This window comes from Corallibacter vietnamensis, assembly GCF_039537875.1.
Taxonomy (GTDB): Bacteria; Bacteroidota; Bacteroidia; order Flavobacteriales; family Flavobacteriaceae; genus Corallibacter; species Corallibacter vietnamensis.
In genome coordinates this window covers 546,804-573,670 of the sequence record NZ_BAABBI010000001.1, presented here as the reverse complement: position 1 = coordinate 573,670, position 26,867 = coordinate 546,804, and the positions used below count along the sequence as shown (strand labels likewise).

The following is a 26,867-nucleotide window of genomic DNA, read 5'->3' as shown; positions in this document are numbered from 1 at the left end:
TATTATGAAAAAAATCATTTACATATTATTTGCTGTTATTACGTTTTCAGTAAACGCCCAAAAAAACAGTGTGTTATTTGAACAAGGAAATACGTTGTACAATAATGGGAACTATAAAGATGCCATCTCAAAATATGAGGAAATAATAAAAAACGGAGAGCATTCATCAGCGCTTTATTATAATTTAGGAAATGCGCATTATAAACTTAATAACATAGCGCCTAGTATTTATTATTTTGAAAAAGCGTTGCAGTTATCTCCTAATGATCAAGAAATAAAAAATAATATAGCCTTTGCAAGAAACATGACCATTGATGCTATAGATACTGTGCCAGAAGTTGGTTTTTCAAAAAGTATAAACAGTATTTCTGGTACTATGAATTTTGATGGTTGGGCAATAACATCAATAGTTTGTGTTGTACTTTTTGTTGTTCTATTTATAGGGTATTATTTTGTTTACAATACATCACGAAAAAGAATTCTATTTATTTCAGGAATGGGATTTTTAATTTTTGCAGGTATTGCTTTAGGCTTAGCATTTCATCAAGAAAACCTTGTAAACAATAACAATCCAGCCATTGTTTTTGCAAAAGAGAGTCAAGTAAAAAGTGAACCTAATTTACGAAGTGCAGAAGCCTTTAAACTTCATGAAGGAACAAAAGTTCAAATACTTGATACCGTAAATAATTGGAAGAAAATAAAACTTTCTGATGGCAAATCAGGATGGATACCAAGTCAAGACATTAAAGCGCTTTAGAAATTATTATTATTTAACACAAATAGTGAGCTTTCAAAGTCGTATATTTGTAGCTCAAATCTTTATTAGATATGCCTAAAAAAGCAGTGTCAATTTTTTTTATAACCTTATTCACGTTGTTCATCTCTGCGCCAACAGTGATTTCTTTGGTTGAAAAATCATTTGATACGGCTGCTTTTTTTAATGTTTGTGAAGAAGAAAGCAATAATTCTGAAACGGTTAAGATTTTTGAAGTAAAACTGTTAGAAAATCAACAGTATTACTTATCACTTTTAGATTTAGAAAAAGAAAAATCCTACACATCTTACTTAAAAAATTACACACCACATGTAATAGAGTGTGTATCTCCGCCTCCTGAAATAAGTTAATTTTTTAACAAACTTACACTTGTGTGGTAATTTTATCCTTAACAGATAAAGTTATTACATGTACTTTATTTTTAATTTTAATTAATTTATTTCATGTTTAAAAATTTGAAAAGCGACTTACCAGCGAGTTTAGTCGTGTTTTTTGTTGCCTTACCATTATGTTTAGGTATTGCTCTTGCCAGTGGAGCTCCCTTGTTTTCAGGATTAATAGCTGGTATTATTGGCGGAATTGTTGTAGGAGCTTTAAGTGGCTCTAAAGTTGGCGTTAGTGGCCCTGCAGCTGGTTTAGCTGCAATTGTATTAACCGCAATAGGCAGTTTAGGAGGTTATGAAAACTTCTTGGTTGCTGTAGTTTTAGGAGGAGCAATTCAATTGCTTTTTGGTGTATTAAAGGCAGGTGTTATAGGTTACTATTTTCCTTCATCTGTTATTAAAGGAATGCTTACCGGTATAGGAATTATTATTATTTTAAAACAGATACCTAATTTTTTTGGTTATGATGAAGAATCAGCTTGGGATTTAGAGTTTTTTGAAATAGATGGCGGAAATACCATATCAGAGTTGTTTTCTGTTTTAAATAATATCCATCCAAGTGCTGCCTTAATAGGAATTGTTAGTTTAGCTATTTTGATACTTTGGGATCGTGTGCTTTCTAAAAAAGGTAAAATATTTAAACTTGTTCAAGGACCATTGGTTGCTGTAGTTTTAGGGATAATATTTTATAATTTTACTAAAGATGGGTCTTTTGCTATAGCCGGAAAGCATTTAGTAAGTGTGCCAACACCAGAAAGTGCTTCAGATTTCTTTAATCAATTTAGTTTTCCAAACTTTGCAGCAATAACTAATGTGGATGTTTGGGTAACGGCTTTTACTATTGCATTAGTAGCAAGTTTAGAAACATTATTATGCGTTGAAGCCTCTGATAAATTAGATCCAGATAAAAACGTTACACCAACTAATAGAGAGTTACTAGCTCAAGGAACAGGAAACATGATTTCGGGACTAATAGGTGGTTTACCAATAACTCAAGTAATTGTTAGAAGTTCTGCAAATGTTCAATCAGGAGGAAAAAGTAAATTATCAACCATTATTCACGGGTTTTTACTGCTTATTTCAGTTATCTTGATTCCTAGATTGTTAAATATGATTCCGCTTTCGGTATTAGCAGCTATTTTATTAGTGGTTGGTTACAAATTAGCAAAACCATCACTTTTTAAAACTATGTATAAACTAGGTTGGAAACAATGGGCGCCTTTTATTGTAACAGTAGTAGGTATTGTGTTTACTGATTTATTATTTGGTATAGGATTAGGGCTTATGGTTGGTATTGTAGTAATACTTTTAAAGAGCTATCAAAACTCTCACTTTTTACATATTGAAGAGAAAAATAGTAATAAAAATAGAGTGAAAATGACCCTTGCTGAAGAAGTAACGTTTTTTAATAAAGGCGCAATACTTAAAGAGCTAGATAATTTACCTGAAAACACATATTTAGAAATTGATCTTATTAATACTAGATATCTTGATAATGATATTATAGAGATTCTAGAAGATTTTCTTTTCAAAGCCAGAGAAAGAAATATAGATATTAAACTTATTTCAAAACGGGGCATTGTAGAAAACCCATCAAGTTTTATTGAGTTTTTTAGAGAACGTCCAAAATCAAACAAAAGCTTAAGTTAGTTTTAAATACAATTTTAGCTTTTTAAGCTATATAGGTTGTATAACCTTGTAAGTAATGCTTATAAAGGTCTTTTTATATTGTCTTTAAAAATAACTTACTTAAGTTTGATGTAAAATAAAACTTAAACAATACACATTTAAACATTAAGATAGGCTACTTGTTTGTAGTAGTCTAATTATATAAAATATTAAAATAAAAATTATGAAAGCACATACTAAAGAATCACAAGCAACAATGACACCAGAGAAATCATTGCAATTCTTAAAAGAAGGAAATGTAAGATTTCAAAAAAACTTAAAAGCAAACAGAAACTTATTAGAGCAAGTAAATGATACAAGTGAAGGTCAGTTTCCATTTGCAACTATTTTAAGTTGTATAGACTCTAGAGTATCAGCAGAATTGGTTTTTGATCAAGGATTAGGAGATATTTTTAGTGTGCGTATTGCCGGAAATTTTGTAAACGAAGATATTTTAGGTAGTATGGAATTTGCTTGTAAACTAGCAGGAACAAAACTAATTGTAGTGTTAGGACATACAAGTTGCGGTGCTATAAAAGGAGCTTGTGACCACGCAGAAATGGGTAACCTTACAAAGCTAATAGAGAAAATAACTCCAGCTGTAAACGCTGTAAGTGAACCTCAAGATGAAAGCTTAAGAAATTCTAAAAATCTTGAGTTTGTAGATACAGTATCAAAAAAGAATGTTGAATTAACAATTGAAAGAATTCACCAAGAAAGTCCAATTTTATCTGAAATGGAAAAGAATGGAGAGATTATGATTGTTGGTGCTATGTACGACATAAATACTGGATCTGTTACATTTTATTAATAGAGTAACACGGTAATTTATGAAAAAGCAAATAAGTTTGGTGGTGCTCACACTTATGTTTGCACTACCTGGCTTTTTACATGCTCAAGGCAGTGACTTTGGTAATTGGCTTATTTATTTTGGAAACAAAAAAATAAATTCCAAATGGAACATTCATCACGAAGTACAATATAGAAATTATAATGCCATTGGAGATTTAGAACAGCTGTTGTTACGAACAGGATTAGGCTACACTTTTAATGAAGGAAAAGCTAATGTTTTGTTAGGGTACGGTTATATTTTGTCTGAAAACTATATAGCAAATACAGATAATAAAGAATCTGTAAATGAACACAGAATTTATCAGCAATTTATATCAAAGCAACAGTTAGGAGCCGTAAAACTAAATCACAGATACCGCTTTGAACAACGTTTTGTAGAAAGTGATTTTAAAATGAGATTTCGTTACTTTTTAGGTATAAATATACCTTTTAGTAAAACAAGTAAGTACTATCTATCAGGATACAATGAGATTTTTTTAAACACAGAAAGTGAGGTTTTTGATAGAAATAGAACCTACGGAGGTTTAGGGTATCAAGTGAGTAAAAACGTAAAGATAGAAGCTGGTTATATGAATCAGTTTTTTGAGAAAAGCAGCAGAGATCAGTTTAACATTATGACCTTTGTAACCTTTTAAAACTAAAAAACATAGAATATTAAAAGAGCCGCTCTAAAGCGGCTCTTTTATTTTGAACTAACTAAATATAAAAATTATTGTAATAATTCATATTGAAATTGTGGATAGCCTCTTTCACCTGCCTCGCTTTCGACAGCGGTGAATCGTAATTTATAGTAGTTCCCATCAGTATCTTTTATTACATAATAGGTGTCCTCTTTAACTGAAGTTTCACCACTCATATAATCAACACTTCTCCAACCACTTCCTATAACAGCGCGATTGTTGTATACAAAGCTAGCTTCCGTAACGTTATCATAAGTAAAATCAACATAACTTGGCGTAGAATCATCTTCAACAGTAATTTGATACAAACCAACACCTCCAAGTGTATTATGTAATGTGTAATCAGAATAGGTTAATCCAGCTGCTAAGTTTCCTTGAAGACCATAGTAAGAAAACACTCCTCCAAAATCTATGTCCCAATTTGATGACATTGGTTCATTATTTACAATTTGTCCATCTGTTAAGCTTATAGCTGTAAGATTATAGCTGTTGTCTTTCGCTATGGTGATTTCAGAAAAATCAGTGGTGTTACTTAACGCTGCATATTGTATTGTATAGCTGCTTCCGTTAGTTAAAACTCTAACCTTCATAACCCCTCTTGCGTCTCCAGTAGTATTTATAGTACCATTATTTGTGGTTGGGATTTCATTTCCTAAATTTATAATGTAAACATTGTTTTCACTGTCAGTAGTAGATATTTCTCCAAAAGCAGTACCTGTTAACTCACCTTCTTTACTGTCTGTAAAAGAAATACCTGCATCCAGATCGCCATATTGCAAATAACCGACAGGTAACCCTTGTATTAATTCAGCAACAGTATTTACTGTTACAGTTGTAGGAGTAAAATTTTGATCTAATGTGTTTAAAGTTAAAGTAGAAGTTAATGTTGTAGCCTCTGTTACTGTTGTAATGTCAGTAATACCATCTAATTCGGCAGCAGATACTAATAAGGCACTGTTAAGAAACACCCTGTTTTCAGAACCATTATATACTGCGATTTCCCAAGAATCACGTCTCACTGCCAATTGTTCTCCAGTACTTAAGTCTACATAAACACGATTAGGCTGATTAAAACCACCTACTTCAGGATCTATAATGCCACCAGAAGATGGAGGTGTTGATACAGTTGGAGTCCAGTTGTCATCGTCACTACTGCAACTTGTAAAAAGTGTCGTTGCTATCAATAATATTAGTGTTAGAAATTTGTTTGTCATAATGATTAGTATTAAAAATTTAAGTTATACGTGAGTTTTAAAAAATATGATCGGCCATAACCAATTAATCGTGTAGTGGCAGTAGAGGTAGAATGTGCTCCTGCAGAAGTCCCTGTGTTAATATTTACAACATCTAATAGATTTCTTGCGCCAAGTGTTGCACTTATTTTAGGGGTAAATTCTGTTCTTATAGAGGCATTCAACCATGTAAAAGCATCGGTTTCTCCAATAAACAATTCACCGTTTGTATTATTAAATACACCTTGTGTTTTACCAGTATATTTTAATTGACTAGAAATAGATGTGTTCCACTTTTCTATGTTATATGTTAGTGATGTTTGTAAATTTAAACTCCATAAATAGTCAGAGTCATTGTCAATAGATTTGTTGATAGCATTTGTAATGCCTAAATATGTGGCACCCAAACCGATATTCCAGTTTTTATAAATAAAACTATTGTCTAAGGTGAAACCTATACGTTTACTGTAATCTATATTATCTTGTGTAAAGAGAATTCTACCATCTTCATCTTCGGTAGTAATGCTGGCTATAGCATCTTCTAGGTTAATATAAAAGAACGTAAAGTTAGAATTTAAAAAGCCTTCTTTGGAAATTCTAAAATTGTCTTTTAAGTTTACAAAAACAGAAATACCATCTTCTGGTTGTAATTCTGGATTACCTCTTACATTATGGTTTGAGTCTACAAAGTAATAAAAGAGTTCTTCAAAGTTAGGGGCTCTATAGGCAGAGCCAACTACAGCTTTTAACTTTAATTTATCTGAAAAATCATAAGTTGATGACAGCGACCAAATTAAGTGATTATTAAATTGAGAGCTATGTGTAAATCGTGCACCCGGATTTATAGATAACTTTGATAATGGTTGAAATTCGGCAATACCAAATAATTCATAATTAGTTATAGTGTTTTCAACTACATCACTTGAATAACTACCTGTAGCAATAGCATCAAAACCTTTTTGATGTGTAAATTCATAACCTAGTTGCAGGTTAAAAAGGTTTGATTTAGGTATTATATTATTTACAAATGCTTTTGAGTACCAAACTTCAGATGATTGACTTTCAGCATCAGTTTCAACAGATTGAGTACGCTTTTCTAAAATATTGTAAACAAATTCTTTATAGTTTCGTTTTTGATTCTGATATGAAAACGAAAAATTATATTTTGTAACTCCAATCAATGGGCCAGAGATATTCAAATTATTTACCCATCTATTGGTTGAGTAATTTTCATCCACAGCTGTTGGATTAAGAACTCCGTTTTGATATCTACCATTTACTATTCTATTGAATATATCTAGTTCTTCATTGAAATATTGTAGTTTGTAAAATAAGTTGTGCTTACCTAGATCTAAATCAACATTTGCAGATACCGTAATTTGTTCTTTAGGATTCCATTCTGTACCACGTAAACTATCGTTTATAACTGTTCCATCTTGAATATTGACATAATTTTTCCCTTTATATCCGTTGTAGAAACCAGCAAAATCATTACGTGAAGCACCAATAGAATAGGATAACTTTTCATTAACTTGGTTCGTAGCTCTAAAATTTTGAATATGTCTTCCTCTATCAAATATCTCAAACTCGTTACCTACAGTTTCTTCTTGAAGTGAGAATTGAAGCTCCCAACCATTGTCTTTTAGGCCTCTTTTAGTAATAATATTAATAACACCAGCCACTGCGTTGTCACCATATAAAACACCCATGGAGCCTTCTACAATTTCTACTCGCTCAACATCATCTATATTTATTTGAGTGATATCTATGTTATTGCCAAGCCCATTATCACTAACAACAGGAATTCCATCTACTAATATTTTAACATATTGTCCATCTAAACCAAATAAGCTTATAGTTGATCGACCATCAGATGAGTCAGGGTTTATTGTAATATTTAAGCTGTTGAATAATACATCAGCTAAATTATTTCCAGCAACATTTGCAATGTCTTTATTATTAATTGTTCCAACAGTAAACAGTTTCTTACTAACAGACATTACATTACTTTCTCCTATTATTACTACTTCCTTAAGCTGCTCGGTTTTACTAGAATCTTTTTCTTTTACTTGACTAAAAGTAAGTGAGCAGAAAAAAAGTGTAAAATAAATGAGGATTTTATTTTTATTTAGACTCATTCTTGATTAAATTTGCTGCAAATATATAATCTTATTTTAAATCAGTCTAAATAAGAATGGTATTTTTTAATTTTTTTTAAACACAAATCAAAACCTTAAAAATGAAACAAATAGTTCTATCAGCATTTCTTGCACTTGCATTCTTATCAAACGTAACAGCTCAAAGTAAAAAGAAGCAAGATCAAAAAGCCATTAAAGATATGTGTGGTTGTTATGAAGTGACTTTTAACTTTGCTGAAACTTTCGAATACTCAGGAGATTCTACTTATATACCATCAAAAGTAAAACATGATAAAGGTTTAGAGTGGGTACAATTGGTAGAAGACAGCAAAGACAAAATCTCAATGCAACACTTACTAATTGTTGGTTCTAAAGAACACCCATATATCGTAAAGCACTGGAGACAGGATTGGGAATACCAAAACACAGATTTATACGAGTACAACCATGATAATAACTGGACTTATGTAAGTCTTCCAAAAGATAAAGTAAAAGGTCAGTGGTCACAAAAAGTATTTCAAGTAGATGATAGTCCTCGTTATGAAGGATCTGCTTCTTGGGTACATGTTGATGGTAAAAGCTACTGGGAGAGCACAACATCTGCACCACTACCAAGACGTGAATACACAAAGCGTAGCGACTATAACGTTACTGTAAGAAGCAACCGTCATGAAATCGTTGATAACGGTTGGATTCACGATCAAGATAATGATAAAGTTATTCGTGAAAATGGTAAAAAAGATATCGTATTAGCTCAAGAAAAAGGTTATAATACTTATGTAAAAGTTGAAGACAGTAAATGTAAAGCAGCTCAAGACTACTGGAAAGAAAATCAAGCAAAATGGGCTATTGTGCGTGCTAAATGGGATGAGGTTTTTGCTAGAAATAAAGACTTATCTCTAGAAGAAAAAGTAGATAACAAAGTGCTTTTTAAGTATTTGTTTGACGAGGAAAACTATAAAACAGCAGATGAAATAAATCCGCTAATTGAATCATTTGTAAAAAAGTAAAATGAAAAATTTTAAACTAAAAATCTTTGTATTAGCTATACTGATAGGCTTACAAGGATTTTCACAGGACAATATTTTTTTAAGTCGTGATTTTTGGAATACAAAACCAACACCAGAAATCATAGAGCAAAAAATAAAAGAAGGCAACAATCCTGCTGAGGCAAACAGGAATAATTTTGATGGTGTAGTGTATGCGATTTTACAAAACGCACCATTAGAAACCATTATTTATCTGCAATCTCAAAAAGGTAATGATGTCAATAAATTGACTCACGATGGTAGAACCTATATTTTTTGGGCAGCTTATAAAGGTAATGTTGAGTTAATGAAACACCTTTTAAATCAAGGTGCAAAAACCGATTTAACTGACGATAAAGGAAACACTATTTTAAACTTTGCAGCGTCATCAGGTCAAAAAAATACAGATGTTTATGAGCTTTGTATCGCTAATGGCGCAAACCTAAAAACAGACTTAAACCCTGATGGAGCTAACGCTTTATTATTGTCTGCTCCTTATAATACTGATTTTGAATTAATAGATTTTTTTGTATCAAAAGGATTAGATTTAAAAAGTACAGATGCTCATGGTAACAATGCCTTTAACTACGTAGCCAAAACAGGTAATACAAGGCTAATGAACAAGCTTATTAATAAAGGTGTTAAAGGAAATGATCAAGCATTTATGTTTGCTGCTTATGGAACACGCGGAAAGACCAATGGTTTAGAGGTTTACAAATTTTTAGAAGAAAACGGATTAAAGCCTAATTCAACAAACCACGAAGGTGTTTCGCCGTTGCATGTGCTTGCTTCAAGATCAAAAGATACTAAAGTCATTAATTACTTTTTAGAAAACGGATTAAATGTAAATGCTAAAGATCACAATGGTAATACACCATTTTTAAATGCCGCTTCTAGAAACGATTTAGCTGTAGTAAGCTTATTGTATACCTATAAACTTGAAAATATTAATCAAGCTAATAAAAAAGGAGAAACCCCTTTAATGCTTGCAATACAAAACAATAGTCCGCAGGTTGTCAATTTCTTGATAGATAACGGCGCTAATGTAAAATTAGCAGATACAAATGGATACAATCTAGCTTACTATGTTATTAGTGGTTATTCAAACAGAAATAAAGACGGTTTTACAAAAAAATTAGAGCTTATAAAAGCAGCTGGTTTAGACCTAAAAGCGCCTCAAAAAAATGGAAACACTTGGTATCATTTAGCTGTTGAAAAAAACAGTTTAGAGCTGTTGAAAATGGCTACTGAATTTGGTCAAGATATTAATGCTAAAAACAAAGAAGGTAATACCGCTTTGCTAATTGCAGCGATGAAAGCAAAAGATGATAACATTTTAAAATTCCTTTTAGAACAAGGTGCTGATAAAACTATCACTACCGATTTTGATGAAACAGCTTACGATTTAGCTTCAGAAAATGAGCTACTAAAAAAGAATAATATTTCAATTAAATTCTTAAAATAAATGATGTCATCCTGAACTTGATTCAGGATCTCAATAAAAAGATTAAAACATGAAATTAAAACACATAACCCTTTTAAGCATTTTAGTTTTAGGATTAGTATCCTTTACAACCTTAACAGAATCTACCAAGTATAAGTGTATGATTCAAATGACGAATTATACAGGAGAAGGCGCTTACATTGTGATTTCGTTAATCAACCCAGAAGGAGCTTATGAAAAAACCTTGTATGTAAAAGGTGATGACGATGAGTGGTACAATACAGTTGAAGAATGGTGGCAATTTTATGGCAAAAAACGTCATAACATTGATGCAATCACAGGCGCAACAGTTGCTGGTGGCGAACGCGCTATAGAAGTGATAGATATTGAAGACTCTAAAATAGATGCAGGTTACAGCATCCGTTTTGAAACCGCTGTTGAAGATGATGAATACTTTGTTGATGATGTACAATTTCCATTAACAATTGAAAACATCAAAGGAAAACACGAAGGTAAAGGCTTTATTCGCTATATCAGAATGATGCCGAATTAATGCGTTGAAATTGAAGGCGAAGATGAAGTCGAAGGTTACAAGACGTCTGAAAAGAAAAGGCGAACTGTCATCCTGAACGTGATTCAGGATCCAAATTGACACTGTGTTTTAAAATTAATCGATTTCGTATCAAGTGCGGAATGACAAGATTATAATAATTGTCACTTCGAATGTATCACATTGCGTATAGCCGGAATGTAAGCTCGAAGTCTCAAAATAAAAATTATGACCATATCCATTTGGAGATACAGTCACCTTGCGTTGGCTGTATCTTCTTTTGTTTTTATCGTTTTAGCTTCTGTAACCGGAATTCTTCTGGCATTTCAGCCTATTTCCGAACAATTAGAACCTTACCATGTTGCCGATTTAGACAACATCACACTTGCTGAAACACTTACTGTTTTTCAAGAGACTTATCCTGAAATTATTGACATAAAAGTTGATGGTAATGATTTTGTGGTTGCCTCGGTATTTACTGAAGAAGGAAACGATTTAAGTGGTTATTTTAATCCTGTTACTGCCCAATATCTTGGTGAAGAGCTAAAACCATCACCTTTTTTTCAATGGGTAACCAATTTCCATAGGTCGTTATTCTTAAAAAGCGTCGGCCGATTTTTTGTAGGTTTATGTTCATTCTTGTTGTGCTTAATTGCTGTTACAGGAACTGTCCTAATCATAAAGCGACAACGTGGTTTTAAGCGCTTTTTTTCAAAAATAATTAATGAAGATTTTAACCAGTATTGGCATGTCGTTTTAGGACGTTTGTCTTTAATTCCAATCATCATTATTACGGTTACAGGTGTGTATTTGTCGTTAGAAAAGTTTGATGCTTTACCAGAAGCTAAAATGTCACATCAAGTAGATTTTGATGCGCTTTATGAAACGCCAAAACAACCGTTATCAGATTTTGAAGTGTTTAAAAACACACCACTTTCTAAAGTAAAAGCTATTGAATTCCCTTTTTCTAGTGATGTAGAAGATTATTTTACAGTAAAATTAAAGAATAAAGAGTTACTTGTTAATCAGTTTACAGGTGATGTTTTAAGTGATATACAACTACCTAATGTCACGCTGTTTTCTAATTTAAGTGTGAATTTACACACCGGAAAAGGCAGCATTTTATGGTCTATTATTTTAGCCATTGCAACGGCAAATATTTTGTTTTTTATCTATTCTGGGTTTGCCATGACTTTAAAACGTCGTAAAAGCCGATTGAAAAATAAGTTTAAACCTCAAGATGCCGAAATTGTTATTCTTGTGGGTTCAGAAAACGGAAGCACGATAAATTATGCCAATGCGTTTTACAAACAACTTATTGCTACTGGAAAAAAAGCAGTAATTACCGAAATGAATGCCTACAAACAGTATCCAAAAGCAAAGCATTTGGTAATCATGACTGCGACTTATGGTCAAGGCGATGCACCAACAAACGCCAATATGTTTTTACAAAAACTACAATCGGAAACCAATGCAAACAGCTTGCAGTTTTCAGTAGTTGGATTTGGCTCGTTAGCTTATCCTGATTTTTGCCAATTTGCATTTGATGCTGATAAAGCCTTACAGCAATTATTTCAACAAGATGTTCCTGTGTTTACCATCAATGACAAGTCGGTTGAAGCGTTTAATCAATGGGTCAATCAGTGGTGCGACGCTACAGGAATTACTGTGAATATTCCGCAAGAGCAATTAGTGACCAAACCCAAGCAGCTTAAAAAAATTAAGGTAGTTAGCAAAACAGAAACCAATACTGATGACACGTTTTTTATCACCTTAAAACCTAAAAAACACCATCAATTTACTTCGGGCGATTTATTGGCTATCTATCCAAAAAACGATTATAGAGAGCGTTTGTATTCTATAGGAAAAGTAAACGGAAATGTTCATTTAAGTGTGAAGCTACATGATAAAGGGTTAGGTTCAGGGTTTTTACATAACGCTGAAATAGACTCAAAACTAAAAGCGCGTTTGGTAAAAAATTCTGCGTTTCATTTTCCTAAAAAAGCAAAACGCGTTATTATGATTGCAAACGGAACTGGAGTTGCGCCATTTCTTGGAATGCTTCAGCAGAACAAAAAAACAGAAACCCATTTATATTTTGGACTGCGAACAACGGAATCATTTAAGATGTATAAAAATCAAATAGACGCGCTTATTTCTGAAGAAAAGCTAAACACGTTTTCACTAGCTTTATCTAGAGAAGAAGATAAACAATATGTGCAAGATGCGTTGCATAATGACGCAAAATGTATTGCAGAAACGCTTTACAATAATGGTGTGATTATGATTTGTGGTTCGCTAGCAATGCACAAAGGCGTAATAAGTGTATTAGAAGATATTGTTACGACTTACAATAACAAACCGTTGAGCTATTATCAAAATAACCAACAAATAAAAAGCGACTGCTATTAAGTGTCGCTTTGTTCTTGAGTGTCTTCAGGAACAGTTTCTTCATCAACATCTTTTCCTTTGTTTAAAATACTTGGAAACAGCATAGGAGCTAAAGATTTTACAGGTTTGTATAGAATAGACGTTTCTAAATCTTCTTCATCTGCAAACGGAATGGTGTTGTTCATGTTGTCAAAAACAATAAGCAATATGCTTAATATTAACCCAATTTTAAGTGCACCAAATACAGCGCCTAAAAGTTTGTTTAAAATTCCTAAAGCAGCAAAATCTGCTAATTTAGTTAAGGCTTTTCCTGCTAAAGCAATTGCTAAAACAATAACTATAAACGTAATGGCAAAGGCAAGAATGTTTACATATTTTTCATCCCAATCTACGCTATCTTCAAAAAAAGAAGCAGCATAATCACTAAAATGAATGGCGCCATAAACACCAGCAACCAAAGCTACAAGTGAAGCAACTTCAACAAAAAGCCCTTTAAAAAGCCCTCTTACAAGTCCAAAGAGCAACAACGCTCCTAAAACAATATCAATAACAGCCATTATGTTAATTTTTTTCAAATATAACTTTTTAATAGTTAAAAATATTGTGCCTTAAATTTGTCAGTTCTGGCCAAGTCTAGAATGGCTAGATTATAAGTAAAACTTTTTTTAAGGTTTCTGTAACCTTGTAGGTTTAAATATCAAGGTTTTTTAACTTTGCAACTTAATTAAATTGAGATTCCTGCTTCCGCGGGAAAATATATATGTCTAGAGACGAACAGTTAAAACAACGATGGGAACTTTTGGTTAATAAGCTATCTGTGCAGTTTGCTGATGGCGACACGTTAGATTTAGATGCCATTATATACCTTATTGGCGTTCAGGAATTAGGACAAATACACCGTCGTTTTAAAAAAGACCACAAACTAGATTTGATGCATATTGCCATTTGTAGGTTGTTAGAACCTTATGGGTATTATGAATTTGATTTTTTTGATGACGATGGTTGGCCACACTATAAAGTAAAAGAACAATTGCCTCACCTTAAAGCAGGCGAGCAAAGTGTTTTAATGAAAGAAGCCATTGTCAATTATTTCTTAGAAGCAGAGTTTATTGAATAGATTTACTAAATTTGCACTCATTTTATTGATATCATGATAGACAAGATTAAAGCACTTATTGCTGAAGCAGAAGCATTCAAAGCAGAAACTAAAGATGAAGTTGAAGCATTTAGAATTAAATACCTTGGAAAAAAAGGGTTGCTTAATGATTATTTTAAAGAATTTAAAAATGTAGCTAACGACCAGAAAAAAGAATTTGGTCAAGTTATCAATGCTTTAAAAAAGACTGCAGAAGATAAAGTAAACGCTTTAAAAGAAGAGTTAGAGAGCAAAGAAGAAGATAAAGGTATTTATGGTGATTTGTCTCGTCCTGGAGAACCTATTGAAATAGGTGCACGTCATCCAATATCTATTGTGAAAAATCAGATTATTGATATCTTTTCGCGTATAGGATTTAATGTAAGCGAAGGTCCAGAAATTGAAGACGATTGGCACAACTTTACAGCGTTGAACTTGCCAGAATACCATCCAGCACGTGATATGCAGGATACGTTTTTTATTCAAACTGATCCTGATATCTTATTACGTACGCATACCAGTTCGGTACAAGTGCGTTATATGGAAAACAATAAACCACCAATTCGAACTATTTCACCAGGTCGTGTTTACAGAAACGAAGCTATTTCTGCGCGTTCGCACTGTTTTTTTCATCAAGTTGAAGGTTTGTATATAGATAAAGATGTAAGTTTTGCTGATCTTAAGCAAACGCTTCAATATTTCACTACGGAAATGTTTGGAAAAAGTAAAATACGTTTACGTCCGTCGTATTTCCCGTTTACAGAACCAAGTGCAGAAGTAGATGTATATTGGGGATTAGAAACCGAAGTAGATTATCGTATTACAAAAGGAACTGGTTGGTTAGAAATTATGGGTTGCGGTATGGTAGATCCTAATGTGTTAGAAAACTGTGGTATAGATTCTAAAGAATATTCAGGGTTTGCGTTTGGTATGGGAATAGACCGTATTGCTATGCTACTACATCAAATAGGAGACATCCGCTTGTTAAGCGAAAACGATGTACGCTTTTTAGAGCAGTTTAAGTCGGCATTGTAACACAAAATTATACGTTATCCTGAACTCATTTCAGGATATCAAAAAAAATAAATAGATATTAAACCCTGAACTTATCAGGGTTTTTTTATTCAGAAAAGTATCACACCTTGCTTTTTCATAAAACTAAAACTATCTTCATACATATTTTTACAACATGAAGGAAAACAAAGAACTTGACCTCGCTTGGAGTTTTGTTACCAAAACCAATCGTAATATATTTTTAACGGGTAAAGCAGGTACTGGTAAAACTACGTTTCTTCATAAATTAAAAAAAGAATGCCATAAGCGTATGGTGGTTGTGGCGCCAACAGGTGTAGCAGCCATTAATGCCAAAGGTGTTACTATTCATTCATTTTTTCAAATGCCTTTTGGTCCTATTTTGCCAAATGATAATTTGCAAAGTAGCTCTAAATTTAGCCGAAAATTTAGTAAAACAAAAATCAATATAATTAGGTCGTTAGACCTTTTGGTTATTGATGAAATAAGTATGGTTCGTGCCGATTTACTGGACGGCATCGATAAAGTTTTACGTCGTTTTAAAAACAAAATGTTACCATTTGGCGGCACACAATTACTCATGATTGGCGATTTGCAACAGCTATCGCCAGTAATTAAAGAAAACGAATGGCGACTATTACAACCCTATTACCAAAATGCCTTTTTCTTTAGTAGTTTGGCATATCAGCAAAGTAAAGCCATAACCATAGAGTTAAAACACATTTACAGACAAGAAAATCCCATTTTTATAAATATTTTAAATGAAATTAGAAATAATAAATTAACGCAACAATCGGCTAATGAATTAAATAAAAGATATCAGCCTAATTTTATAGCAAACGAGGAAGATGGTTACATTTCGTTAACAACCCACAACCGAAAAGCCATTGCCACAAACGAGCAAAAACTTTCCGATTTAAATGAAAAACCCAAAACCTACAAAGCATCTATTGATGGTAACTTTCCAGAGCATGCCTATCCAAACGATGCTGTTTTAGAGCTCAAAGTAGGTGCTCAAGTTATGTTTATAAAAAACGATAGCTCTCAAGAAAAGGAATATTTTAATGGCAAAATAGGTAAAGTTATTGCGTTAAACAAAGACGAAGTTGTAGTGCGATGTCCGCAGGATAATTTCGATATTACTACAAAATTTGAAACGTGGGAAAACATAAAATACACCTTAAATAACGAAACAAAAGAAATTACCGAAGATAGAATAGGCAGTTTCTCGCAAATACCGTTACGATTGGCGTGGTCTATTACCATACACAAAAGTCAAGGTTTAACCTTTGAAAAAGCCATAATTGATGCCGAATCTGCCTTTGCGCATGGGCAAACTTATGTGGCGTTAAGCCGTTGTAAATCTCTTGAAGGTTTGGTGTTAAAAAGTAAAATTTCTCCGCAACAAATTATAACCGATAGCCATGTGCTAACCTTTAATGAAGAAGCTGCAAATAACGAGCCAGATGAAGAGGTTTTGTTAGAATCGGAGCGCGATTTTCAACTCGATTTAATTGCCGAACTTTTTAATTTTTATGCCTTTTTATATCCTACAAATCGTGTTTTAGATATTTTTTACAAAAACCGAGGCAGTATTGAAGGTAACGTTGAAACGCCAGCAATTACAATAAAAGATACCGTTGCAAATTTGCTAAAAGTTGGTAATACTTTTAAAAGTCAATTGCAACATTTAGTTGAAAAAACCGAAATACCAGAAACCAGCGAACCACTACAAGAACGTTTTGCTAAAGCAATTGCTTATTTTAATGAACAAACTAAAACCAATATTGAAGCATCTTTAAAAGCTTTAAATTTTACAACCGATAATAAAGCAGTAGAAAAAGATTTAGAAAAACAACTTGACATTTTAGAAGAGCTTTTAACCGAAAAACTACTGTATTTTAAAGGCTTACCACACGCCTTTAGTGTAAGTTTTTATTTAAAATTACGAACCGATGCCGTGTTTATTGCCAAAAAGCAACCTAAAAAACAACGTAAACAAGTTATTGATGGTACTGTAAATGTTGATCTTTTTGAATTGTTACGCGTATTGAGAAATGAAATTGCTGAACGTGAAGATTTAGCACATTTTCAAATTTTCACCCAAAAATCGTTATATGCGATGTGCGAATTATTGCCAACAAATACAAAAGAATTACTGGCTATTCATGGCATGGGTAAAACTAGAGTAGATAAATACGGTAAAGAAATTTTAGAGGTTATTACCAAATTTGTTGAAGAAAACGATATTGAAGTTACCAACCAAGTTGAGTTAGAAGAAGTACCTAAAAAGCCAAAACGCCAAAAAGGTGATACTCAAAAAGAATCATTAAAACTCTTTAAAAAAGGAAAATCTATTGAAGAAATAGCTAATATACGCGAACTTAATGAAAACACTATTTTTGGACATTTGGCTAGTTTTATTCCTTCAGGTGAAGTAAAAATAACCGATTTAGTGTCTTTAGAACATTACACCGAGCTAAAAGAACTTATATCCACAAAAACATTCGAAAATCTTTCCGATTTAAAAGCACAACTCCACGATAAATATAGTTATGGTGAAATTAAACTCGTTCTAAATGAGTTGAATAGGGCATTTTAAGATTTGTTATATTTTATTTAACAACAATTTAACTTCGTTTGGTTCGGTTTGTTCCGAACTAAACTATATTTTTGCCATGTAATTATTTAAATAAGTAATAATGACGAAAGACATATGTAGCAAAAAAATGGCACTGGTTGAAAAACTTGGTGTGCATTTAGAAAGCAGAGAAAAACTTGCACCTGTTGCTGCGCGCATCATGGCGTATGTAATTTTAACTGGTAAGCGAGGTTCTACTTTTGAAGAGATGGTAGAAGTATTGTGTGCAAGTAAAAGCACCATTTCTACGCATTTAAACCACTTACAAGATTTAAAGAAATTAGAATACTTCACTAAAACTGGTGACAGGAAAAAGTATTTCATCATTAATAAAGATTCTGTTTTACATCATATTAATGAAATGATAAAAGAATGGGAAGAAGTGGCGGCACTTCATAAAGAAATGAAAGCTTACAAAGAAGCCATTAACGAACATATTACAGATGAAGAAGAAAAATTCGATTTAACCTTTCATAACGATTATTTGCGATTTGTAGAAGATGCTTCGGCTTCAATAGAAAACTTAAAAGAAAACCTAATTAAAAATAAATTCAACCTTTAAAATAATGACAACAAATAAATTAATTTCAATATTAACCATAGCTAGTGTGTTTCTAGTCATGGTTAGCTGTGGTAATAAAGACAATGCGCAAGCAGCTGCAGCACAACAACAGCAAGCCTTACCATTTCCGGTAACGCAAATTCAAACCCAAACGGTAGAAGGTTTTAACGAATATCCTGTAAATATAGAAGGTATTGTAAACAGTGATGTGCGTGCAAAAACTTCAGGATACATTCAAAAAGTATTGGTAGACGAAGGTGCTAGAGTACGTAAAGGTCAACCACTTTTTAGGTTAGAAACGCAATCGCTAAGTCAAGATGCCGAAGCGGCAAAAGCACAAGTTAACGTGGCTCAAGTTGAGGTTGATAAGTTAAAACCTTTAGTTGAAAAAAATATTATTAGTCCGGTACAATTAGAAACTGCTAAAGCCAATTTAGCACAAGCCAAAGCAGCTTACAGTAGTATTGCTGCCAATATTGGTTATGCAACGGTAAAAAGTCCGGTTGATGGTTACGTGGGTTCAATCAATTTTAGAGAAGGCGCTTTAGTAAGTGCTGCCGATGCAACACCATTAACTACGGTTAGTGACATTAGTAAAGTATATGCGTTTTTTACTTTAAACGAAGCACAATACATTGACCATTTAAAACGAATGAAAGGTCAAACAAAAGCTGAGCGTATTAAAAATTCGCCAGACGTTAGTTTAGTATTGGCAAATGGCGATATCTATTCTGAAAAAGGGCGTATTCAAACCAGTACTGGTCAAATTAGTGAAACAACGGGAACTATTAAAGTAAGAGCTGCTTTTGATAATCCAAACGAGCTTTTAACTAACGGAAATAGTGGTAAAATACGTATTCCTTCAACTTACGAAAATGCAGTAGTTGTACCACAATCGTCAACCTTTGAGCAACAAGGTAAAGTAATGATTTATACCTTGGGTGAAGACAATAAAGTAAGCAGTAAAATCATTGAAGTTGAAGCTAAAGTAGATAATCTTTACGTGGTAAAATCGGGTATAGATGCTAGTACAAAAATTGTTGCTTCTGGTGTTTCAAAATTACGCGATGGTATGCCAATTGCACCGCAAGAAATTCCGTTTAACGAAGCCACTAAAAAAGTAGCTACTTTATTTAAAAACTAAATTATTCCTTAAACATATTTATTAGTTATGTTAAAAACATTTATTGAAAGACCAGTGCTTTCAACAGTAATCTCTATTATCATAGTTATACTAGGTGTTATCAGTATAACATCCTTACCTATAGAGGAATATCCAGATATTGCGCCGCCAACTATTAAGGTTACGGCTAACTATACAGGTGCCAATGCAGAGACTGTTTTAGAGAGTGTAATTGTACCTATTGAAGAGCAAATTAATGGTGTAGAAGGTATGACGTACATTACGTCTACAGCATCAAATAATGGTACTGCGGAAATTACCGTGTATTTCGACCAAACTATGGATGCCGATATTGCTGCGGTAAACGTACAAAACCGTGTAGCACGTGCAAATCCGTTGTTACCATCAGAAGTTATCCAAACCGGTATTGTAACTCAAAAGCAAGAAACCAGTGCATTAATGTTTATTGCTATGTATTCTGATAGCGAAGATTATGATGCTACTTTTATTCAGAATTACTTAAAAATAAACGTAATTCCTGCTATGCAGCGTATTAAAGGTGTTGGTGATGTATCTGTATTTTCGCAACAAGATTACGCAATGCGTGTTTGGTTAAAACCTGAAAAATTAGCGGCTTATAACTTAATCCCATCAGATATTACAGCTGCTTTAAACGAGCAGAATTTAGAAGCTGCAGCTGGTTCTTTAGGTGAAAATAATGGTGAATCGTTTTCGTATATTTTAAAGTATAGCGGAAGATTTAAAGAAGAAGGACAATATGCAGACATCGTAATTAAAGCTTTAGGAAATGGCGAATATTTACGTTTGAAAGATGTCGCAGATATCGAGTTAGATGCGCAATCCTATTCATCTAACGCTACAAGTTTAGGACATCCAGCAGTATTTATGGGAATTTTCCAAACCAAAGGATCTAACGCTGCCGAAATTATTGAAAACATAAAAACCACTTTAGACGATGTAGAACAAGGTTTACCTGAAGGTTTAAACTTCTTTGTGCCTTACGATACAAGTTTATTCTTAAACGCATCTATAGACAAGGTAATTAGCACACTTTTAGAAGCCTTTTTACTGGTGTTTTTAGTGGTGTTTATCTTCTTACAAGATTTCCGTTCTACATTAATTCCTGCAATTGCAGTACCAGTTTCTATTATTGGTACCTTCTTTTTCTTAAATGTTTTTGGCTATTCCATAAACCTATTAACGCTTTTCGCATTAGTACTGGCAATTGGTATTGTGGTAGATGATGCTATTGTTGTGGTAGAAGCCGTACATGCCAAAATGGATGAAGGTGAGAAAAAACCAAAAAGCGCCACCTTAAAGGCTATGAGTGAAATTTCGGGTGCTATTATTTCTATTACGCTGGTAATGGCAGCGGTATTTATTCCGGTAACTTTTGTAACTGGTCCAACAGGTGTATTTTATGAGCAGTTTGGTGTTACTTTAATTATTGCCATCTTAATTTCAGCAGTAAATGCCTTAACCTTAAGTCCGGCGTTATGTGCATTGTTATTAAAAGAACATAAAGATGATGAAGAATTAAAAGGAAAAAATGCACTTCAAAAATTCTATACCCTATTTAACAGAGGATTTGATGCAACGGTGAATAAATATGGTAAGTCATTACAGTTTTTATATAAAAACAAATTTGTATCAGTAATGTTATTAATCATTGCTGGTGTAGGTATTTATTGGGCTGCAACAACAACGCCAACAGGATTTGTACCAAATGAAGATAGAGGAATTATTTTTGCTAACATAGAATTACCTGCAGGTGCATCATTAGACCGTACCGAAGCAGTCACTAAAGAATTATACGCAAAAATTAAAGACCTTGATGGTGTAACAGATGCTAGTTTTATTAAAGGACGAAGTTTAATTAGTGGTGCTGGCAGTAACTTTGGTATTGGTTTCGTGAAGTTAGATGATTGGTCTGAAAGAGAATCTGAAGCCTTATCTGCACAAGCCATCACCGGAAAATTATTTGGTATTGCGGCTACTATTCCAGAAGCAAAAATTATTTTCTTCTCGCCACCAAGTATTCGTGGTTTTGGTAACTCAGCTGGTTTTGAGGTGAATTTATTAGACAAATTCGGTGGTGAATTTACCGATTTAGATAAAGCCAATAAAGAATTTGCAGCAGCCTTAATGAGTCATCCAGAAATTCAATATGCACAATCAGCATTCAACACTAATTATCCGCAATACGAAATGGAAGTTAATGTGCCTTTAGCAAAAGAAAAAGGTGTGGCTATTAACAGCATTTTCGGGACGCTTCAAGGTTATATTGGTGGAATTTACGCATCAGATTTTAGCCGATTTGGTAAACAGTATCGTGTATACATTCAGTCCTTACCAGAAGACAGAGCAGATGAAAACGACCTAAACAGTATGTATGTTAGAACAAGTTCTGGTGAAATGACACCAATTACACAGTTTGTAACTTTAAAACGTGTGTATGGTCCGCAATCGGTAACGCGTTTCAACCTATTTAATTCAACAAATATAACAGGTGCAACCAATCCCGGATTTAGTACTGGTGATGCCATTAGAGTGATTGAAGAAGAAGTGGCAAAATTACCAAGTAATTACACCGTTGCATATTCTGGTTTAACACGAGAAGAGGTAAATGCAGGTAACCAAACCACGTTTATTTTCATCTTAAGTATTCTGTTTGTGTATTTCTTATTAAGTGCGCAGTACGAGAGTTATATTTTACCATTTTCGGTGTTATTATCGCTACCATTTGGTGTATTTGGTGCGTATATAAGTACGAAATTCTTCGGATTAGAAAACAATATTTACTTCCAAATAGCACTGATAATGCTGGTTGGTCTGTTGGCTAAAAACGCCATACTTATTGTTGAGTTTGCATTGCAACGACGTAAACAAGGCGAAAGTATTGTAAATGCTGCAATGGATGGTGCCAAAGCACGTTTACGACCAATTTTAATGACATCATTCGCCTTTATACTTGGGTTAATGCCTCTTGTATTAGCCAAAGGTGTTGGTGCCGAAGGAAACAATTCTATTGGTACAGGTGCAGCTGGTGGAATGTTAATAGGAACCATTTTAGGTGTATTTGTTATCCCAATTTTATTCATCTTTTTCCAATGGTTACAAGAAAAAGTATCGCGTAAACCAGAAGTAGAAACAATTGAAGCTTAAAAAAATGAAATCGACTATAAATAAAAATTTTAGTAAAGGCGCATTAGTTTTAATGCTAGCGTTAACACTGCAAAGTTGTTTTGTGGCGAAGGATTACACACGTCCTGAATTAGAAGAAACAGAACATTTGTACAGAACCGATAACTTACCACAAGACAGTATATCGTTAGCCGATGTATCGTGGAAAGATATGTTTAAAGACCAATATTTAGCGCAATATATTGAAGAAGGTCTTCAAAACAACCTAGATATTCGTGTGGCTATTCAGCAAATTGCTATCGCCAATGCGTATATGAAACAAGGTAAAGCGGGTTATTTACCAACGTTAACTGGTACAGCGCAGGCAACACATCAAGAACTGTCTGAAAACAGTCAGTTTGGTGGTTTTTTCTCGTCTGTAGATCAATATGAATTATCTGGCAGTTTATCTTGGGAAGCCGATATTTGGGGTAAAATAAGAAGTAATAAACGCGCAGGTGAAGCTAGTTATTTACAAACTGTGGCAGCGCATAAAGCCGTAAAAACCGAATTAATTTCAGCAATAGCATCAACCTATTATCAGTTATTAGCGTTAGATGAACAATTAGAAATTACTGAAAGAACCATTGCTACCAGAGACAGTAGTGTTTTTACTATTAAGGCGTTAAAAGATGCCGGAAATGTAACACAAGTTGCGGTAGACCAATACATAGCGCAGTTTAACAATGCCAAAGCCTTAAAAGTAGATTTACAAGCAGCTATTTTTAGAACCGAAAACACGTTGAATTTCTTATTAGGAAGACCTGCAGAACCTATAGAACGAAGCAAGTTAACCGAGCAACAGTTAGATGAAAACATTACACTTGGCGTGCCAGCAACCTTGTTGAGAAACAGACCAGATGTGATTGCTTCAGAGTATAATTTAATTAATGCGTTTGAGCTAACCAATGTGGCAAAAAGTAACTTTTATCCATCGTTAACCTTAACGGCAAGTGGCGGATTTCAAAGTTTAGAATTAGATAAATTATTTAATGCTAATTCATTATTTGCAACAGTTATTGGTGGTTTAACACAGCCAATTTTTAATCAGCGTAAAATAAAAACACAACACGAAGTAGCCAAAGCACAGCAAGAACAGGCGCTTTTAAACTTTAAGAAAACGTTACTAACAGCAGGTAACGAAGTGTCTAATGCACTTTATGTTTACAATGCTGAAACCGAAAAATTTGAATACCGTAAAAATGAAGTTGAAGCCTTAAGACAAGCCGAAGCAAACTCAGAAGAATTATTGCAAAATGGTTTAGCCAATTACCTAGACTTATTAACCGCAAGAGAAAGTGCGCTTAATGCTGAGTTAAATGTAATTGACAACAAATTACAACAATTACTAAGCGTCGTTACTTTATACGAAGCACTTGGTGGTGGTTGGAAATAAAAATTTAGTGTTAGTTTAGGTTAACTATGATAGGCAAAGAACAAATTATAACGTTCGCAGCCGAGAAATTTACCCAATTTGGCAGCAAAAGGTTCACCATGGATGAGCTTGCTGCCTTATTGGGTATTTCTAAAAAAACAATTTACAAATACTTCTCTAGTAAAGAAGACTTGGTAACAGCAAGTATTCATCATTTAATACATGAATACAAGTATGCATTAGAGCACTTGATAAAAGAAGAACAAGATCCTATTGTAAGTGTAATTTTAATGTATCAAAAAGCTTTTGAGCACCTAAAATACTTTAAGCCAGCTTTTATATTTGGTCTTCGTAAATACTATCCTTGTTCCAATAAAGTTTTTGATGATTTTCGTGACGATTTTGTGAAAAATAGAGTTTACAACCTGTTAAAAATAGCTCAAGAAAAAGAGCTTTTAGTTCATGGAATAAACCTAGAACTATTTTGTGATATTTATTTTAAAAGATTTGAAGAAATAGCACTCAAAAAAAATAATTTATTTGAAATATACTCAAATAAAGATCTCCTAAATCATTTTATAGTGTACAGTTTAAGAGGCATTACAAAACCAAATTATTCAAACTCTTATTTTGAATAGTTTGCTATTTTTGTAGCATGAAAAAAGATATTGAAATCCCAAAAGTAGAAGGTGTTTATGTAGCGGTAGTTCATGAGTATAATGATATTTATAAAACTCAAGACTGGAACGCTTATATTATAAATGATAAAGACGTTGATTTAGACGTTGTTTTAATAGTAACCAATGGCTACTCTGGTGATAAAATAACATCTACATTTAGAAAAAAACTAGATACGCTTCCTAAAAAGAGCTATGCCAAAATAGAGCTGATGCAAGAGGAATTGTTTGCGCTTAACAATCAGTTTAAAGTGACATTTTTTGAAGGAAATCAAATGTTTGATAAAACTTACTTGTTTAGAAAAAACACGATTAATGAAAAAGCATTACAGAACATTCCGCTAATGCAAGTGAAAGGTGTTTTGGTGAAGTAGGAACACATTAAACCCCAAACTGGATAATAACAATTGTCCATAGAATAAAAATAAACAAATTCACAAAAATTAAGTTTAGCCTTGCGTTTTTGCTAATCTCTTTCATAATAAAAATATATATAAGAGACGTTATTACTGTTAGCATGCAACCAATTAGAAAGACCAAATTAATGCCTTGCATTCCAGAATTTACTCTGATCTTTCTGTTTTTTGCAGTCACTTTTTTTACTAACTTAAAAATAGGCGATATGTGAAGAGTGATTTCGGTCTCTATAACTCTACCTTTTTGAGTTGAAAAGGAATAACCTTTTTGAGTTAGGTATTTATGACCTACCGTTTGTGAGCTTCTTGAAGCCCTTCCTACACCACTATTCGATATTGTAATATAATATACTTGGGATATATGATCAGTCTCTTTATAACTAGGCAACAAAAAACAATCAATAGAAAGTAAAGTACTTAATAAAAGCGGTATTGAAACAAAGACAATAAATTTTTTCTTAAAGTCTTTTTTAAAAAACACACTAATTTTATTTAATGCTTCAACCATTTATTCGAGCAAAAAAAACGCTAATCCAACTTCTCTGTTAATTTTTGAAAGACTTTTTTAGCATCTTTACCTTCGTAAAGCACGTTATAAACAGCATCTATAATAGGAAGTCGGGTTTTCTTTTTGTTCTTTTCGTTCAATAAATGGGCACTTTTAGTGGCGTAATAACCTTCGGCTACCATATTCATTTCCATTTGGGCAGATTTTACGGTGTAACCTTTACCAATCATATTCCCAAACATGCGATTTCTAGAAAAAACGGAGTATCCAGTAACTAATAAATCACCTAAATAAGCTGAATTATTAATGTTACGTTTCATTTTATGCATTTTTTTTATGAAGCGTTTCATTTCTCTTATGGCATTACTCATTAAGACACTCTGGAAATTATCTCCATAACCTAAACCATGAGCAATTCCGGCAGCAATGGCATAAATGTTTTTTAGCATCACTGCATATTCAGTACCAATAACATCATCACTGATTTTTGTTTTTATGTAGTCGCTTGACAGGTTTTTTGCAATGGCTTTGGCTTTACTAGCATCGGCACAAGAAATAGTTAAGTATGATAAGCGCTCTAAAGCAACTTCTTCGGCATGGCAAGGCCCAGCAATAACTGCGATATTTTCAAAAGGAATGTGATAAATATCATGAAAGTGCTCACCAACAAGTAATCCAGACTCTGGAATAATACCTTTTACTGCAGAAACAATGGTTTTTTTAGAAACATCGGCAGAAAGCTTTTCTAATTCAGAGTGCATAAAAGCAGATGGAATAACAAATATTAGCACGTCAGCATAATTTGCCATTTCATTAATATCATTACTTAACTTAAGCTGTTCGGTTTTAAACTCTACAGAGCTTAAATAGCTTGGGTTATGCTGTTCTTTTAGTAAGTGTTCTTTAGTGTAAGCACTACGCATATACCAACCAACTTCATCAAGGTTTTCGCATAGCATTTTTACAATAGCTGTTGCCCAACTTCCGGCTCCAAAAACGGCATATTTTATAGGTGTACTCATAAATTTTATTCATACAAATGAACTTCAAAAG

Annotated in this window: 23 protein-coding genes; 18 read left to right on the top strand and 5 right to left on the bottom strand. The window is 33.1% G+C overall.

Going from position 1 to position 26,867, the window contains the following annotated elements; all coding sequences use genetic code 11:
- Positions 1–4 precede the first annotated feature (4 nt).
- From ABD690_RS02625 to ABD690_RS02605, 5 genes are all read left to right on the top strand, one after another.
- Positions 5–757, top strand: coding sequence for a tetratricopeptide repeat protein (locus ABD690_RS02625; RefSeq protein WP_344726759.1), 753 nt, complete (start codon positions 5–7; stop codon positions 755–757).
- A 71-nt stretch (positions 758–828) separates the two neighbouring features.
- Positions 829–1,125, top strand: a complete 297-nt coding sequence (locus ABD690_RS02620; protein ID WP_344726757.1) for a hypothetical protein — start codon at positions 829–831, stop codon at positions 1,123–1,125.
- A 93-nt stretch (positions 1,126–1,218) separates the two neighbouring features.
- Positions 1,219–2,808 (top strand): SulP family inorganic anion transporter, encoded by a 1,590-nt coding sequence (locus tag ABD690_RS02615; protein WP_344726755.1) that lies wholly within the window; start codon positions 1,219–1,221, stop codon positions 2,806–2,808.
- 202 nt (positions 2,809–3,010) lie between these two features.
- A complete protein-coding gene (locus ABD690_RS02610) occupies positions 3,011–3,637 on the top strand; it encodes a carbonic anhydrase family protein (protein WP_344726753.1) in 627 nt (208 codons plus the stop codon).
- A gap of 19 nt (positions 3,638–3,656) precedes the next feature.
- Positions 3,657–4,313 (top strand): DUF2490 domain-containing protein, encoded by a 657-nt coding sequence (locus ABD690_RS02605; protein WP_344726751.1) that lies wholly within the window; start codon positions 3,657–3,659, stop codon positions 4,311–4,313.
- A 74-nt stretch (positions 4,314–4,387) separates the two neighbouring features.
- On the opposite strand, the gene ABD690_RS02600 is transcribed toward ABD690_RS02605, so the two are convergent.
- Positions 4,388–5,572, bottom strand: a complete 1,185-nt coding sequence (locus ABD690_RS02600) for an HmuY family protein (protein ID WP_344726749.1) — start codon at positions 5,570–5,572, stop codon at positions 4,388–4,390.
- Between the two features lie 11 nt (positions 5,573–5,583).
- Entirely contained in the window at positions 5,584–7,728 is a 2,145-nt protein-coding gene (locus ABD690_RS02595; protein WP_344726747.1) for a TonB-dependent receptor plug domain-containing protein, read from the bottom strand.
- A 101-nt stretch (positions 7,729–7,829) separates the two neighbouring features.
- Between ABD690_RS02595 and ABD690_RS02590 the strand changes: the two genes are divergently transcribed.
- The 4 genes from ABD690_RS02590 (at position 7,830) to ABD690_RS02575 (ending at position 13,162) form a co-directional block, all read left to right on the top strand.
- Positions 7,830–8,738 (top strand): DUF6607 family protein, encoded by a 909-nt coding sequence (locus ABD690_RS02590; RefSeq protein WP_344726745.1) that lies wholly within the window; start codon positions 7,830–7,832, stop codon positions 8,736–8,738.
- 1 nt (position 8,739) lies between these two features.
- Positions 8,740–10,221 carry an ankyrin repeat domain-containing protein gene (locus tag ABD690_RS02585; RefSeq protein WP_344726743.1) on the top strand — a complete coding sequence of 494 codons (1,482 nt, stop codon included), beginning with the start codon at positions 8,740–8,742 and terminating at the stop codon, positions 10,219–10,221.
- Between the two features lie 49 nt (positions 10,222–10,270).
- Positions 10,271–10,753, top strand: coding sequence for a DUF2271 domain-containing protein (locus tag ABD690_RS02580; RefSeq protein WP_344726741.1), 483 nt, complete (start codon positions 10,271–10,273; stop codon positions 10,751–10,753).
- Between the two features lie 225 nt (positions 10,754–10,978).
- Positions 10,979–13,162: a PepSY domain-containing protein gene (locus tag ABD690_RS02575; RefSeq protein ID WP_344726739.1), complete on the top strand. Its 2,184-nt coding sequence runs from the start codon at positions 10,979–10,981 to the stop codon at positions 13,160–13,162.
- On the opposite strand, the gene ABD690_RS02570 is transcribed toward ABD690_RS02575, so the two are convergent.
- Positions 13,159–13,698: a CvpA family protein gene (locus tag ABD690_RS02570; RefSeq protein WP_344729275.1), complete on the bottom strand. Its 540-nt coding sequence runs from the start codon at positions 13,696–13,698 to the stop codon at positions 13,159–13,161. The genes ABD690_RS02575 and ABD690_RS02570 overlap by 4 nt on opposite strands.
- Positions 13,699–13,901: 203 nt before the next feature.
- On the opposite strand from ABD690_RS02570, the gene ABD690_RS02565 reads away from it, so the two are divergent.
- The 9 genes from ABD690_RS02565 (at position 13,902) to ABD690_RS02525 (ending at position 25,264) form a co-directional block, all read left to right on the top strand.
- Positions 13,902–14,258, top strand: coding sequence for a hypothetical protein (locus ABD690_RS02565; protein WP_344726737.1), 357 nt, complete (start codon positions 13,902–13,904; stop codon positions 14,256–14,258).
- 33 nt (positions 14,259–14,291) lie between these two features.
- Entirely contained in the window at positions 14,292–15,311 is a 1,020-nt protein-coding gene (gene pheS, locus ABD690_RS02560; RefSeq protein ID WP_344726735.1) for a phenylalanine--tRNA ligase subunit alpha, read from the top strand.
- Positions 15,312–15,465: 154 nt separating this feature from the next.
- The gene (locus ABD690_RS02555) at positions 15,466–17,910 is read left to right on the top strand and encodes a helix-turn-helix domain-containing protein (protein WP_344726733.1); all 2,445 of its coding nucleotides are present in this window, start codon (positions 15,466–15,468) and stop codon (positions 17,908–17,910) included.
- A gap of 100 nt (positions 17,911–18,010) precedes the next feature.
- Positions 18,011–18,511, top strand: a complete 501-nt coding sequence (locus ABD690_RS02550; protein WP_344726731.1) for a GbsR/MarR family transcriptional regulator — start codon at positions 18,011–18,013, stop codon at positions 18,509–18,511.
- A 4-nt stretch (positions 18,512–18,515) separates the two neighbouring features.
- On the top strand, positions 18,516–19,655 hold the full coding sequence (locus tag ABD690_RS02545) for an efflux RND transporter periplasmic adaptor subunit (protein ID WP_344726729.1): 1,140 nt from the start codon (positions 18,516–18,518) through the stop codon (positions 19,653–19,655).
- Positions 19,656–19,682: 27 nt separating this feature from the next.
- Positions 19,683–22,820 (top strand): efflux RND transporter permease subunit, encoded by a 3,138-nt coding sequence (locus tag ABD690_RS02540; protein ID WP_344726727.1) that lies wholly within the window; start codon positions 19,683–19,685, stop codon positions 22,818–22,820.
- Between the two features lie 4 nt (positions 22,821–22,824).
- Entirely contained in the window at positions 22,825–24,234 is a 1,410-nt protein-coding gene (locus ABD690_RS02535; protein ID WP_344726725.1) for an efflux transporter outer membrane subunit, read from the top strand.
- A 26-nt stretch (positions 24,235–24,260) separates the two neighbouring features.
- A complete protein-coding gene (locus ABD690_RS02530; RefSeq protein WP_344726723.1) occupies positions 24,261–24,851 on the top strand; it encodes a TetR/AcrR family transcriptional regulator in 591 nt (196 codons plus the stop codon).
- Between the two features lie 17 nt (positions 24,852–24,868).
- Positions 24,869–25,264 (top strand): hypothetical protein, encoded by a 396-nt coding sequence (locus ABD690_RS02525; protein ID WP_344726721.1) that lies wholly within the window; start codon positions 24,869–24,871, stop codon positions 25,262–25,264.
- Between the two features lie 7 nt (positions 25,265–25,271).
- On the opposite strand, the gene ABD690_RS02520 is transcribed toward ABD690_RS02525, so the two are convergent.
- Both ABD690_RS02520 and ABD690_RS02515 read right to left on the bottom strand, forming a co-directional pair.
- On the bottom strand, positions 25,272–25,814 hold the full coding sequence (locus tag ABD690_RS02520) for a hypothetical protein (RefSeq protein ID WP_344726719.1): 543 nt from the start codon (positions 25,812–25,814) through the stop codon (positions 25,272–25,274).
- A 20-nt stretch (positions 25,815–25,834) separates the two neighbouring features.
- Positions 25,835–26,836, bottom strand: coding sequence for an NAD(P)H-dependent glycerol-3-phosphate dehydrogenase (locus tag ABD690_RS02515; RefSeq protein WP_344726717.1), 1,002 nt, complete (start codon positions 26,834–26,836; stop codon positions 25,835–25,837).
- Positions 26,837–26,867: the final 31 nt, after the last annotated feature.